General features: G+C 75.8%; 11 protein-coding genes. 4 read left to right on the top strand and 7 right to left on the bottom strand.

Annotated features, from left to right (window positions below):
- The 3 genes from ACFUEL_RS21825 to ACFUEL_RS21815 all read right to left on the bottom strand — a co-directional run.
- Positions 1–1437, bottom strand: a 1437-nt coding sequence (locus ACFUEL_RS21825; protein ID WP_380238176.1) for an aldehyde dehydrogenase family protein, incomplete at its 3' end; no start/stop codon positions are given.
- Between the two features lie 127 nt (positions 1438–1564).
- On the bottom strand, positions 1565–3130 hold the full coding sequence (locus ACFUEL_RS21820) for a PucR family transcriptional regulator (RefSeq protein WP_380238174.1): 1566 nt from the start codon (positions 3128–3130) through the stop codon (positions 1565–1567).
- A gap of 163 nt (positions 3131–3293) precedes the next feature.
- Positions 3294–5309 carry an ATP-binding protein gene (locus ACFUEL_RS21815; RefSeq protein WP_380238173.1) on the bottom strand — a complete coding sequence of 672 codons (2016 nt, stop codon included), beginning with the start codon at positions 5307–5309 and terminating at the stop codon, positions 3294–3296.
- Positions 5310–5529: 220 nt separating this feature from the next.
- Between ACFUEL_RS21815 and gabT the strand changes: the two genes are divergently transcribed.
- The 3 genes from gabT (at position 5530) to ACFUEL_RS21800 (ending at position 9103) form a co-directional block, all read left to right on the top strand.
- Positions 5530–6885, top strand: a complete 1356-nt coding sequence (gene gabT, locus ACFUEL_RS21810) for a 4-aminobutyrate--2-oxoglutarate transaminase (RefSeq protein ID WP_380238171.1) — start codon at positions 5530–5532, stop codon at positions 6883–6885.
- A gap of 366 nt (positions 6886–7251) precedes the next feature.
- Positions 7252–7902, top strand: a complete 651-nt coding sequence (locus ACFUEL_RS21805) for a phosphatase PAP2 family protein (protein ID WP_380238169.1) — start codon at positions 7252–7254, stop codon at positions 7900–7902.
- A gap of 121 nt (positions 7903–8023) precedes the next feature.
- Complete coding sequence (locus ACFUEL_RS21800) at positions 8024–9103, top strand: glycoside hydrolase family 18 protein (protein ID WP_380238167.1); 1080 nt, start codon at positions 8024–8026, stop codon at positions 9101–9103.
- Between the two features lie 28 nt (positions 9104–9131).
- Here the strand turns inward: ACFUEL_RS21800 and ACFUEL_RS21795 are convergent, their stop codons facing one another.
- A complete protein-coding gene (locus ACFUEL_RS21795) occupies positions 9132–9464 on the bottom strand; it encodes a DUF2218 domain-containing protein (RefSeq protein WP_380238166.1) in 333 nt (110 codons plus the stop codon).
- Between the two features lie 139 nt (positions 9465–9603).
- On the opposite strand from ACFUEL_RS21795, the gene ACFUEL_RS21790 reads away from it, so the two are divergent.
- On the top strand, positions 9604–10074 hold the full coding sequence (locus tag ACFUEL_RS21790) for a MarR family winged helix-turn-helix transcriptional regulator (RefSeq protein ID WP_380238164.1): 471 nt from the start codon (positions 9604–9606) through the stop codon (positions 10072–10074).
- A gap of 43 nt (positions 10075–10117) precedes the next feature.
- Here the strand turns inward: ACFUEL_RS21790 and ACFUEL_RS21785 are convergent, their stop codons facing one another.
- The 3 genes from ACFUEL_RS21785 to ACFUEL_RS21775 all read right to left on the bottom strand — a co-directional run bounded on the left by ACFUEL_RS21785 (position 10118) and on the right by ACFUEL_RS21775 (position 13308).
- Positions 10118–10861 (bottom strand): ZIP family metal transporter, encoded by a 744-nt coding sequence (locus tag ACFUEL_RS21785; RefSeq protein ID WP_380238178.1) that lies wholly within the window; start codon positions 10859–10861, stop codon positions 10118–10120.
- A gap of 224 nt (positions 10862–11085) precedes the next feature.
- Complete coding sequence (locus ACFUEL_RS21780) at positions 11086–11523, bottom strand: DUF6278 family protein (protein ID WP_380238162.1); 438 nt, start codon at positions 11521–11523, stop codon at positions 11086–11088.
- A 111-nt stretch (positions 11524–11634) separates the two neighbouring features.
- A complete protein-coding gene (locus ACFUEL_RS21775; RefSeq protein WP_380238160.1) occupies positions 11635–13308 on the bottom strand; it encodes a restriction endonuclease in 1674 nt (557 codons plus the stop codon).
- Between the last annotated feature and the right edge of the window lie 187 nt (positions 13309–13495).

Below are 13495 nucleotides of genomic sequence, written 5' to 3'. Positions count from 1 at the left end.
GTCCAGGCCGGTCAGGACCAGCACCTTCTCGAAGGTGAAGTCGTCCATCGCGTAGCGCACGCCCTCGCGGCCCACGCCGGAGTCCTTCACGCCGCCGTACGGCATCTGGTCGGCCCGGTAGGACGGCGCGTCGCCGATCACCACGCCGCCGACCTCCAGCTCGCGGTGGGCCCGGAACGCGGTCTGCACGTCGTGCGTGAACACGCCCGCCTGCAGGCCGAACGCCGAGTCGTTGACCGCGGCGAACGCCTCCTCGGTGCCCTCCACCCGGTGCAGCGACAGCACCGGGCCGAACACCTCGGCGGTGGCCAGGACGGCGTCGGCGGGCAGCTCGGCCAGCACGGTCGGGGCGTACGCGGCGCCGTCCCGGCTGCCGCCGGTGAGCACCTCGGCACCCTTGGCCACCGCGTCCTCGACCCAGGACTCGACGCGCTTGGCGGCGTTCTCGTCCACCAGCGGGCCGACGTCGGTGGCCTCGTCGTACGGGTCGCCGGTGACCTGCGCCCGCACCTTCTCGACGACCTTCTCCACCAGGCGGTCGTAGACGCTCGCGTCGGCGATCACCCGCTGCACCGAGATGCAGGACTGGCCGCCCTGGTAGTTGGCGAACAGCGCGATCCGGCCCGCCGCCCAGTCGAGGTCCGCCTCGGAGCTCCAGTCGGCCAGCACCACGGCCGCGGCGTTGCCGCCGAGCTCCAGGGTGACGTGCTTGCGCGGCACCGAGTCCATGATCTGGTAGCCGACCTTGTCCGAACCGGTGAACGAGATCACCGGCAGGCGCTCGTCCTGCACCAGGGCGGGCATCTTGGCGTTCTCCACCGGCAGCACGCTCCAGGAGCCGGCCGGCAGGTCGGTCTCGGCCAGGATCTCGCCGAGCACCAGGGCGGACAGCGGGGTGGCCGGGGCGGGCTTCAGGATGATCGGCGCGCCCACCGCGATCGCCGGGGCCACCTTGTGCGCCACCAGGTTCAGCGGGAAGTTGAACGGCGCGATGCCCAGCACCGCCCCGCGCGGGAAGCGCCGCACGATCGCGTACCGGCCGGTGCCGCCCGGGTCGGTGTCCAGCCGCATGGTCTCGCCGTTGGTCCGGCGGGCCTCCTCCGCAGCCCAGCGGAACACCGACACGGCCCGGCCGACCTCGCCGCGCGCCCACTTGATCGGCTTGCCGTTCTCCGCGGTGATCAGCTTGGCGATCTCCTCGGTGCGCTCGGCCAGCCGCTTGGAGACGTGGTCCAGCGCGGCGGCCCGCTGGTGCGCCGGGGTCGCGGCGAACACCGGCACCGCGGCGGCGGCGGCCGCCACGGCCTCCTCCACCTGCTCGTCCGTCGGCACGCCGACCGTCGCCACCAGGCTGCCGTCGTGCGGGTGGCGCACCTCGAACGCCGTCTCGCCGCTCGCCCGCCGCCCGGCCAGCCAGAACTCATGAGTGGTGGTCACGGTCGCACCGGCCCCTTCCCTCGAAAGACTTGTCGCCTTCACGGTAGGGCGCGGCATCGGGGTTTCCGATTGGACGGACGGGATGAAACCGGAGGTCCGATTAGGACGCCGCGGCCCACCCGGCGGGCTACTCCTCGCCCGACCTGAGCGCCAGCCACAGCTCCATCCGGACGTCGGTGTCGTCCAGCGAGCGCCCGAGCAGCTCCTCGACCCTGCGCATCCGGTAGCGCAGCGTGTGCCGGTGCACGCCCAGGTCGGCCGCGGCGGCGTCCCACTGGCCGTGCCGGGAGAGCCAGGCCCGCAGCGAGGCGACCAGGTCGCCGCGGGCGGTCCGGTCGTGGTCGCGCAGCGGGCGCAGCAGGCCCTCGGCGAACGCGGTGACCGCCTCCTCGCCGAGCAGCGGCAGCAGCGAGCCGGCCCCGACCTCCTCGTGGTCGACGGTGCGCCGGCCGCCGCGCTGGGCGACCGCGAGGGCCCGCTCGGCCTGGGCCCGGGCGGTGCCCGCCTCCTCCAGGGCGGCCGGGGCGGAGACGCCCAGCGACAGGCCCTCGTGCTCCTCGACGGCGCCCAGGCAGGCCCGGTGCACCGAGCCGTTGTCCAGCGCGAGTACCGTCAGCCGCGGCCCGTGCGGGCCGTCCTCGCGGGCCACCAGCAGCTTCTCGCCGACCTTGCCGCCGGCGTTCTCGGCCCGGTCGCCCAGCTCGCCGAGCGCCTCCGCGGCCTCCGGCCCCGGCCCGGCGGCCGCCACCAGCACCCGCACGGTGCCCTCGGGCAGGCCGCCGAACAGCCCGCCGGCGACCTGCCGGGCGGTGCCCACCTCACCGGCCAGCACCATCCGCAGCAGCGCGGCGCCCATCTTCTCCTCGGCCTGCCGCAGCTCGCGCGAGCGCTCCAGGGTGAGGGTCAGCAGCGCGACGGCGGCGTTCAGCACGTACCGCTCGGTCGGGGTGATCCGGTCCTCGGTGCCGACCGCCAGGAAGCCGCGCGGCCGGCGGTCCGCCCCGAGCGACTGGACCACCACGTAGTCCTCGTCGGCGGTGTCGATCGTCCCGGCCCGGCCCTGCAGGGCGGCGCTGGACGGGGCCGGGCGGCGGCGCAGCCGGTCGACCTCGGCGGCCAGCCGGCCGGCCCGCCGGGCGGCCCAGTCGGGGGCGACCGCGGACAGCGCGCCGGAGCCGTCGTACAGCGCGGCCCAGCCGCCGAGCCGGGCGGCCAGCCGGCGGACGATCGCGGTGGTGCCGTCCTTGCCGAGCGCGGCCCGGGTCAGCTCCTCCTGGGCCTCGAAGCTGGTGGTGACGGCCTCGTACTGCTCGGCGGCCAGCGCCGCCGAGACGGTCTTGGAGATCGCGATGAACGGCGTCGCCTCCGGCACCCGCAGCAGCGGCAGCCCGCGCTGCGCGGCGGCCTCCACCAGCGCCTGCGGCACCTCGCTGTGCGAGAGGCCGACGCCCAGCCCGAGGCCGACCACGCCCGCGTCGGCCAGCCGGTGCACGTACGCCTGCAGCCCGGCGGCGCCCTTGCCCAGCTTGATGCCGGTGGTCAGGAGCAGCTCGCCCCCCTCCAGGAAGGGGGTGGGGTCGTCCAGCTCACTGGTGTGCACCCAGCGGACGGGTCGTTCCAGGTGGTCCGCGCCGGCCAGCACCGTCAGGTGGAGCGCGGTGCTGCGGACGACGGAGGCGAGAGTGGGGGGCATGGCACCTTCGGTGGTTCGACCTGGCCGCGCCGTTGCGGCCGGGCGAGTGAGGGATCTCCCCCCATTATGGACGCTCCGGACAACCCGGGGTGCCGGAATCCGCCGGTCCGTAGCTTCCGTGACCCAACGATGACCGGTCCGCGACCCGCCGCCGCCTCCCCGCTCAGTGCCGCAGGTCCACCAGCAGCGGCGGCACCTGCTCCCCCGTCACCGAGGTCAGCGAGACCACCGCGTGCCCGGACGGCAGCGCGTGCGCCAGGTCGGACGGCGACCAGCGGTGCCGCTCGACGTCCCGGGTGGTGACCGACTCGGTCTGCGCGGTGGTGCCGGACAGCGCCTTGCGCACCAGCCGCCCGGCCCGGCGAACCGTTCCTCCGGAGGTGTCCGGCACGTGCGTCACCGCGGTCTCCCGGACCAGGTGGGTGCCCCACGCCTCGGAGAACAGCCGGCCGTCCCAGGGCGCGATGCCGGGGAACGCCATCCGGTTGCCGACCGCGCCGAACAGCGGCGCCCGCAGCGCCTCCGGCAGGTCCGACAGCGTGCGCAGCAGCAGCACCACGCCCGCGTTGGCGCCGCGCAGCCGCTGCACCCCGCGCACCGCCTGCGCGTCGACCGCGGCGGTCGCGTCGTCCAGCACCATCCCGGCGAACAGCTCGCGGTCCCGACGGTCGGCCGCGGCCTGGGTGAACTGGCCCAGCAGCAGCCGCGACAGGATCCGGGCGGCCTCCGGGTGGCTGCGCTCGGGCAGCTTCACCCGCACCCGCAGCGGGTGCTCCAGGGCCCGCATCGCGAACGCCGGCTTGGCCCCCGGGCCGCCGGAGAACCCGGCCGCCAGCGCCGGCCGGTCCAGCAGCGCGAGCCGGTCCGCGAGCAGCGCCCCCGGGTCGTCGGCCCGGCCGTGCATCCGCTCGCGCTGCTGCAGGTCCGCCTCGAACTCCGCCCACCGGCCCGACTTGCGCAGCCGCTCGCCGAGCTCCGCCCAGCCCTCCCCGTCCCCCGCCAGCAGCGCCCGCAGCGCCCGCACCCCCGGGTAACCGCCGTACGCCGCCCGGTACGGCCCGACCACCTGCTGCATCGCGGCCCGCGCGCTCTCCGCCCGCGGCGCCAGCTCGTCCGGCAGCAGCGCGTCCGCCAGCCGGGCCGCCGCCTCGTCCGAGTGCGGCGCCGCACCGTACAGGTCCAGGCCGTACGGGGCCTCCGGGTCGCCGGGGGCGATCACCACGTCGTACCAGTCGTCCGGCCCGAGGTTCGCGTCGGCCGCGCCGACCACCACCGCGCAGGCCGCGCCCGCCAGCGCCTGCAGGCACAGCGCCTCGGCGACCGGGCGGGCCAGCGAGGCGGTCTTCCCGGTGCCGGCCGGGCCGACGGCGAGCAGCGAGGTGCCCAGCACCGACGGGTCCAGCGCGAACCCGGCGTTGCGGTGGGTGACCGGGTTCTTCGGCACGTCCTGCGCCGTGCCCAGCCGCACCTGGCGCACCAGCAGGTCGTGCCGCGCCGCCCGCCCGCCCGGCAGGTCCCGCTGCTCGGACGGGTGCGCGCAGGCCGCCGCGCCCCTGGCCGCCAGCTGCCCCGCGAACTCCTGCCACGCGACCGGGTCCGTCCCCACCGTCCGCCACGCCTGGTGCAGCCGCACGTAGTCCACGTCCCCGGCCGGCTCCCCGTCCAGCCGCCGCACGGCCTCGCCGGCCGGCCGCAGCTCGGCCCACACGTCCACGACGGGCGCCTCCTCGGGGGGCACGGGCGCCTCGGTGACGGTGTGGGACAGCAGCGGGAGCAGGAAGCGGCGGCCGACCTCGCGCCAGCGGCCCATCCTGCCGAAGACCCAGATCTCCAGGACCGCGGCGATCCCTCCCAGCAGCAGGGCGATCGGGTTGGCGAGCGCACTGGTGAGCTGGGTCCCCAGGCCGACGGCCTGGATCAGGAACACCTCGGCCTCGACCACGTACCGGTAGAGGAAGAGGGCCACCAGCAGGTTGAGCGCCGCCCGCAGCAGCAGCGGCCCCGCCGGGGTCCTGGCCTGTTCGGCGGCCTTCGGGTCGTGGGGCGTGTGGTTCTGCCGGTAGATGCCGGGCGCGGTCTCGGGGCGGGGGGCGGTGGCCCAGGTGAGGAGGTGGAAGGGGGTGCGGGGCGGGGGGAGATGGGGGTGGGTGTGCTGGGTTCTCGCGTCGTTCAGTTCCACTTCGGGCCCCTCCTACGTTGCCGGCGGTGCCATACCCGCTCCGCCGTCCCACCGACACACCCGGGGGCCAATGTAGTGGAGTGCGCGGGCGCGCAGCCGATCTTCGGCCACTGGCCGCGCCGGACAATTGGGTCGTCCGAGCACTACCGAGTGGCGCATGCCCGCGCCGCGCGGCCGGTCGTAGCCTGCGACTACCGCGTCAAGAACTTGGAGAAGACAGATGAGCGCTGCAACGCCGCTCCCGCAGGAGCGCCGACTGGTCACCGCGATCCCCGGCCCGAAGTCGCAGGAGCTGCAGTCTCGCAAGCTCGGCGCGGTCCCGGCCGGCGTGGGCACCACGCTGCCGGTGTACGTGTCGCGGGCCGGCGGCGGCGTGCTGGAGGACGTGGACGGCAACAGCCTGATCGACTTCGGTTCGGGCATCGCCGTGACGAACGTGGGCAACAGCGCCGCGGCCGTGGTGGCGCGGGCGACCGAGCAGCTGGCCGCGTTCACGCACACCTGTTTCATGGTGACCCCGTACGAGGGCTACGTGGCGGTGGCGGAGCAGCTGAACGAGCTGACCCCGGGCGACCACGACAAGCGCACCGCGCTGTTCAACTCGGGTGCCGAGGCGGTGGAGAACGCGGTGAAGATCGCCCGCGCCTACACCAAGCGGACCGCCGTGGTGGTGTTCGACCACGGCTACCACGGCCGCACCAACCTGACCATGGGCCTGACGGCGAAGAACATGCCGTACAAGCAGGGCTTCGGCCCGTTCGCGCCGGAGATCTACCGGGTGCCGGTGGCGTACCCGTACCGCTGGCTGACGGGCGCGGAGAACTGCGCCGCCGAGGCCGCCGCGCAGGCGATCGAGGTCATCACCAAGCAGATCGGCGCGGAGAACGTCGCGGCGATCATCATCGAGCCGATCCAGGGCGAGGGCGGCTTCATCGAGCCGGCCAAGGGCTTCCTGCCGGCGGTCGTGGAGTTCGCGAAGGCGAACGGGATCGTGTTCGTGGCGGACGAGATCCAGACCGGTTTCTGCCGCACCGGCCAGTGGTTCGCGTGCGAGGACGAGGGCGTCGTCCCGGACCTGATCACCACCGCGAAGGGCATCGCCGGCGGTCTGCCGCTGGCGGCCGTGACCGGTCGGGCCGAGATCATGGACGCCGCGCACGCGGGCGGCCTGGGCGGCACCTACGGCGGCAACCCGGTGGCCTGCGCGGCCGCGCTGGGCGCGATCGAGACCATGAAGTCCGAGGACCTGAACGGCAGGGCGCGGCGGATCGGCGAGGTCATGCTGGGCCGGCTGCGGGCGATGCAGGAGAAGTTCGCCGACTCCGACCGGGTGCGCATCGGCGAGGTCCGCGGCCGCGGCGCGATGATCGCGGTGGAGCTGGTGAAGCCGGGCGGCAAGGAGCCGGACCCGGAGGCGACCGCGGCGATCGCGAAGGCGTGCCACGCGGAGGGCCTGGTGGTGCTGACCGCCGGCACCTACGGCAACGTGCTGCGCTTCCTGCCGCCGCTGGTGATCCCGGAGCACCTGCTGACCGAGGGCCTGGACATCCTGGAGTCGGCCTTCGCGGCGGTCTGATCCGGGCTTCCGGAACGGACGGATCCGCTGGTGGGCGGCGCGGGGTCGGGGCGGGGCGGATCCCGCTCCGCCCCCGCGCGTCCGGCTGTCGGCCGACCGGGTGGAGGTTGCCCCGCCGGTGGTGAAGATGCTGTGCACGATGGCGGGTCCGCCGTTCCCGGCCTCGGCTTTGACGTACTGTCATCACAGATGGACAGCGAACAGCACCCACTGCCCACCACTCCGTCCGCCGCCGAGGCGGACGCACCTGACCGATCGACCGGCCGTCCCGCCCACACCCCCCGGGCCGCACGGCGCGGCGATCGCCTTGGCCGCCCCGGAGCTCTCCCCCCTGCTCCGGGGCGGCCGATTTTTGCCGTCCTGGCCGTGGCGCTCGCGGTGGTGCTGGCCGTCGTCTCCTGGCAGGTCGCGGTGGACGGGCCGCTGCTGGGGGTGGACACGGCGGTGCGCGACGGGGTGCGGCGGCTGCGCCGGGCGATCGGTTCGGCGCTGCTGAACCACCTGGGCGTGGCGCTGTCGGACCTGGGCGGCGGGCTGGTCGCGGTCCCGGTGCTGCTGGGGTGCGCGGGCCTGGCGGCCTGGCTGGCCCGGCGCGGGGGGCGTCCGCGCTGGTGGGTGCCGGTGCCGGTGGCGGTGGTGGCCGCGGTGCTGGTCCCGCTGCTGGTGGTGCCGGCGAAGGTGTGGTTCGCCCGGCCGGGCCCGTACGGGGTGCCGCTGGCCGGCAGCCAGTGGGGCTGGTACCCGTCGGGCCACACGGCGACCTCCTCGATCGCGTACGGGACGGCGGCGCTGCTGCTGGCCCGGGTGCTGCCGGTGGCGGCCGGGCGGCGGGTGGGCGCGGTGGCCGCGCTGGTCTGCCTGGGGGTGGGGGCGGGCCTGGTGTGGAGCGACTTCCACTGGCTGCTGGACGTGCTGGCGAGCTGGTGCCTGGCCGGCCTGCTGCTGCTCGGGCTGCACCGACTGCTGCACCGGCTGCTGCCGCGCCTGCTGCCGGACCAGCCGCGACCTGGGGACTGACGGTCCGTCACCGGCCGGTTCGGTCCAGACCATTGACGCCCACCCGGCCCGCGCGCACCCTGTTCCCCACCCATCAGCACGCGATCGCCGGGAGGCGAATGTGCGTTCCCCAGTCATGCCCATGACGCGTTTCTCGGTGGCGGCCTCGCTGCTCGCCCTGGCGGTGACGGCGCTGCCGGTCCAACCGGCCGCGGCGGCGGCCTCCCCGATGCAGGTGTACGGCGCCTGGCACTGCAGCGACGACGCCTGCACCTGGGCGAAGGTGCGCGACATGGCCGGGTTCGACGCCGCCAACCACTGGCTGGTCGACCGCGGCGACGGCCGGCCCTCGGTGAACGTGGTGGTGCTGAGCTTCGTCAACCCGCTGCGGCTGCTGGACGGCACCACCGACGCCGGGAACGCGGCCGGGGTGCCGGTCGGCATGAACCAGCAGGTGGTGGACTACTTCACCGCGCACGGCATCCGGGTGATGCTCTCCATCGGCGGCATCACGTACACCGGCGACTGGGACACCGCGCTGGCCCGGAACGGCACGCTGCTCGGCCAGAAGGCGGCGGCGCTGGCGAGCAGGCTCGGCGTGGGCATCGAGATCGACTACGAGAACAGCAACAGCCCGAACCTGACCGGCCTGCAGGCGTTCGTGGACGCCTACCGGGCCGCCCACCCGTACGACGCCTCGGGCGCGGACCCGGCCGCCCGGCTGACCATCGACGTGGCCGCCGGGGACCGCTGGCTGATCGGCATCGACCAGTACGCCACCGCGAACTGGCTGACCACCGCGCACCCGGTGCTGGACTACGCCAACGCGATGGTGCCGAGCAGGCAGCCGGCCGCCTCCTCGGCGACCGCCAACTGGCAGGAGCACCTGGACGGCAAGCCGACCTACAACCCGGCGATCCCGCCGCTGGCCCCGGCGAAGTTCACCGGCAGCCTGTACATCGCGGAGGGCTCGAAGGTCCGGCCCGAGTGCAACGACTTCGCGAACTCGGTGCAGAAGGCCACCGGCGACTGGGTGCGGAGCGCCGCGCCGAACGGGGCGGGGACGACGTCCGGGCTGCTGGGCTTCATGTTCTGGGCGGCCGAGAAGCCGTCCACCCGGGGCGTGACCACCGCGCCGCCGAACAGCTGCGAGGGCGGGGTCGGCGCGGGGGCCGCGGCCTTCGACGTGCCGGTGCCGATGCCCCCGCTGCGCCAGGGCTGAGCGGACGCGGGACGCGGCCGCGGGGCGGTCAGCCCTCCTCGCCGGTGAGGCGCTGGACGGTGCCGGCCGCCCCGCCGTCGCGCTGCCAGGCGACGACCAGCTCGTCGCGGGTGCCGAAGCGGACCAGGTGGCGGCCGACCACGTCCTCCAGCTGGGCGAGGCTCTCCTCGGCGCCCTCCACGGACAGCAGCAGCGCGCCGTCCCCGGCGGTGAGTTCGGCCCGGCCGGCGCCGAAGACGAGCGAGCCGCGGCCGGTCTCCTCTGACCACTCGGCGGGGACCTTGCGGCCCATGTGGGCGGCGAGCTGCTTGGCGTAGCGGGCGGGGCGGTCGGTGCTGACGCGGGCGGTGGAGCGGGCCATGACGGACTCCTCGGATCGAAGGCGCGGGGGCGCTCGGGCTCGCCCAAGCTACTCGTTTACTGAGCCAAGCTCAACAAGTTATCGAGGCGAGATCGATCACCCTCCGTACCGGCCCCGACCCGACCGCTACCCTGTGCCCATGACCTCCCCGGGCCCCGCCGACACCGCAGCGGAACTCGCCGACGCGCTGACCAGGGCGATGAAGCGGATCCGCCGACGGACCATGCAGCGGCTGGAGCCGTACGGCCTCACCCCCGCCCAGGGCCGGGCCCTGCGCACCCTCGCCCACGCGCCCGGCTGCGAGAGCGCCCGGACCATGCGGCTGAGCGAGCTCGCCGAGCGGCTGCACATCGCCCCGCGCTCCGCCACCACCGTGGTCGACGCCCTGGAGGAGGCCGGCCTGGTCGCCCGCACCCCCGACCCGGCCGACCGCCGCGCGGTGCGCCTGGTCCTCACCCCGGACGGGCACCACGCGCTGGAGCGGATCTCCCGGGTCCGGCACGAGGTCGCCCAGGAGTACTTCGGGCCGGTCAGCCCCGCCGAACAGGACGCCCTGCTCCGCGCCCTGCGGCACGCCGAGGAAGCCTACGAGGCCGGCCCCACCCCGTGACCCCGCCCCGGCAGCCGCCCCGCCCCGCCGGAGGCGCCCCCCGTCACGCCAGCCCCACCACCAGCCACATGAACCCCACCCCCAGCAGCGTGCACGCCAGGGTGCCCTTGGACGGGTGCGGGCTGTGCGCCTCGGGCAGGATGTCGGAGGTCGCCAGGTACATCAGGAAGCCGCCGAAGAACCCGAGGTAGAGCCCGAGCAGCTGCTCGGGGATGGTGAACAGCAGCGTGATCCCGGCCCCGGTGACGGGTGCGAGCGCGTCGGCGAACAGCAGGGCGACGGCCCGCCGCCGGTCGTTCCCGTACAGCCGGGTGAGGGTGTACGTGTTGAAGCCGTCCGCGAAGTCGTGCGCGACGACGGCGATGGCGACGACCGTGCCGACCGTCGTCCCGGCCTGGAACGCGGCGCCGATCGCGAAGCCGTCCATCATGCTGTGCACGACCAGCGCGGAGGCCGCCGCGATCCCGACGCCCTGCTCGCGCTGCCGCTCGCCGTGGCCCGCGCCCTGCGCGTGGCCGTGCGCGTGGCCGTGGCTGTGCGCGGCGTACTCGCCCTCGTGGCCGCGGTGGATGGCGACGGCGCGTTCGACGACGTGGATGGTGAGGAACCCGGCGGCGAACATCAGCAGCGCCTCGGGGACGCCGTGCAGCTGCTGCGGGGCCTGTTCCATCGCCTCGGGCAGCAGGTCGAAGGCGACCACGCCGAGCATCAGTCCGGCGGCGAAGCCGAGGACGAGGTGGCGGCGGTCCCCGGTGCGCTGGGCGACGTAGCCGCCGATCAGGGTCATCAGGAAGGCGCCCGCGGCGACCAGCACGGCGGTCAGTTTCGGCCTCCCCGTCACGGTGCCGGGGGCCGGACGGCTGCGCTGACCGCTGCCCACGGGCATCCAGTCCGTCCGGCCCGGGCCGGACGGTGCCGGGCCCTGCGACCAGCCTGCGGGAGGCACCGGCGGCGCGCCGCCCGGACGGACCGTCGGGGTGACGCCCGCGGGCGGGGCGCCCTGCGCGGCGCTCAGCCGTCGCCGGCCGCCCGGTAGACCGCGGCGAGCTGCGGGGCGCCCTGCACGGCCCAGTCGCGGCCGATCGCGGTGGCGTCGAGCTCGAAGCCGGTGCCGAGCACCATCAGCGGGCGGCCGTCGGCGGCGAGCCGCCAGCGGGCGCCCGGCACCCGGCGGCGGATCACCGTGCCGAGGTAGAGGCCGGCGTCGGTGCCGAGCCACTGGGAGACCTGCGGGTCGTCGCGCCAGCGGGGCAGCAGTTGGTCGAGGGCGGTCAGCGAGTCGACGGTGTCGTCGAGGCGGACGCCGGCCGACTCGGCGAGCTCGCGCAGCAGCCCGCACTCGGCGTACATCTCGGCCATCGCCAGTTCGCGCTCGTGCTCGGCCGTCTGCCGGACGGCCTGCGCGGCCGCGCGCCGGTCGCTCCGGTGGCCGGGGAATCGGTTCTCCACGCTCCCAGCCTGACAGCCCGTCGGGCCGACCGCCGGGCGAACCCGTCACTTCCCGCCGCTTCCCCGCGGCTCACCCCGGCTCACCCCGGCTCACCCCGGCTCCCGGCGGCGTCACAGGGTCAGCGGCAGTTCCAGGTGGGTGCGGGCGAGTTCGCGGATGCCGGGGCCGTCCATCAGGTGGATGCGCTGGTGGCGGTCCTCGCCGGTGAGGTCGAGCGCCTCCTCGGTGAACCGGCCGCAGGTCATCCGCAGGCCGCGGTCGGCGCCCTCCTCGCGGACGGCCTCGGCGAGGGTGGCGATCTCCTCGGCGGTGACCGGGCCGGGGCCGCGGGAGGCCCAGACCACCCAGCGGCCGGGCAGTCCGCTGCCGGGGTCGCCCTCGGCGGTGGCGACCAGGCCGGCCGGGCCGCGCAGCCGCACGCTCCAGTCCCGCAGGCCGCCCGCGGTGAGGACGGCGCGCACCAGCAGGGCGAACTCGCCGGGCGACAGCTCGTCGAGCGCGGGCACCGCCGAGGAGGCGCTGCCCCAGGGCTGCACGGCCTCGCCCGCGTACGGGTCGGGGGTGATCACGGCGGCCAGCGCGCGCAGCCGCAGCAGCGACTCGTCGTGCTCGGCCTCCGCGTAGACGCCGCCGTCCGCGCCCTCGTCGCCGAGGTGCCCGGCGTCGGGGACGAGCCGGGTGCGGGCCAGCGCGTCACGGTCGGCGTCGACGCTGAGCAGGCACTGCGGGGGCTGCCCGGGGACGCGCAGCCAGCCGTTCAGGACGACGCCGGCCAGCACCTCGTCGGTGTCGACGGCGTCGGCGGCCTGCAGGGCGCGCAGCGCGAGCCGGGCGGCCAGCCGAAGGTAGTCGGTGCGGACGTCGGCGGCGGGGCGGGGCACGGGTTCGGTCTCGCCGGCCTCGGTGAGCCGGTAGCCGGCCAGTGCGGGGACGGTGTCCAGCGGCGGCAGGTCGAGGTCGAGGACGGCGGTGCGGGTCAGGGCGCGGAACACGGCGCGGCAGGGGGCGGGCAGGTCCCGGGTGGCGCCCTCGGCGGCGGCCAGGGCGCGTTCCAGCAGCGACTCGACGGCGGCGGGCTCGGCCTGCCGGTAGGCGCGGCGGCACTCCTCCAGGCTGTCGTTGTACTCCTGGACGGCGCGGGCGCGGGCCCGCTCGGCCTCCTCGTGGGCCTGGCGGGCGGCGACGGCGCCGCTGTCGGCGAGTTCGGCCTGCCGGGTGCGCCACTCGCGCAGCGCGCGCTGGTGGCGCAGCCGGGCCTGGGCCAGTTCGCGCTGGTAGCCGGAGTCGAGCAGGCGGCGCGAGCGGGGCTGGTCGGGGTCGGGGTCGGCGGGTTCGGGCGGCGCGAAGTCGGCCCAGGCGGGCTCGGGTTCGGCCTGCGGGCCGTCGTCCGGGAAGGGCCGGGGCTGGTAGCTGCGCAGCTGGCTCTCGAAGTCCATCGCGGAGACCGGCTGGGCGGCCCGGCGCAGCAGGTCGGCGAGGTGCTGGTGCTCGGCCTGGACGGCGAGGGTGCGGTGGTGGGTGAGCGCGGCGGCCCGGCCGTGCGCGGCGACCGGGTCGTCCGCCGCTCCGTCCGGTCCGGACCGCGGGGGCAGCACGGTCGGAGCCGGTCCGGCGGCGGGGCCCCCGGCAGCGGGGCCTTCGGTGGTGGGGTCCGCGGTGGTGCGGCCTTCGGTGGTGGGGTCCTCGTCCTCGTCGGCGCCGAGCTCGCGGAACAGCGAGGCGAGGAATCCGGGCTGGAGCACCGTGGTGGTGCCGTCGGGGCTGCCCTCGGCTGGATGCTGCATCGGCGGTGCTTCCCCCTGCTCGTCCGGTCGTCCGGTCGTCCGGCGCACGTCGGCGGGCCGCCGCGGCGGGGCCCGAGCAGCATTGTCCCCCGCCCGGGCGCCGCGGGCGGCCAACACCGTTGGTTTGGCCGACCCTTGACGTCCGGTCGGTCCGGTCCGGGGCCGCCCGGCGGGGGACGGTCGGGTC

Origin of the sequence: Kitasatospora sp. NPDC057198, assembly GCF_042670125.1 — a bacterium.
In the GTDB taxonomy this organism is placed as follows: Bacteria; Actinomycetota; Actinomycetes; order Streptomycetales; family Streptomycetaceae; genus Kitasatospora.
The sequence above is the reverse complement of the archived record's forward strand: the minus strand, read 5'-3'. Positions and strand labels throughout refer to the sequence as shown.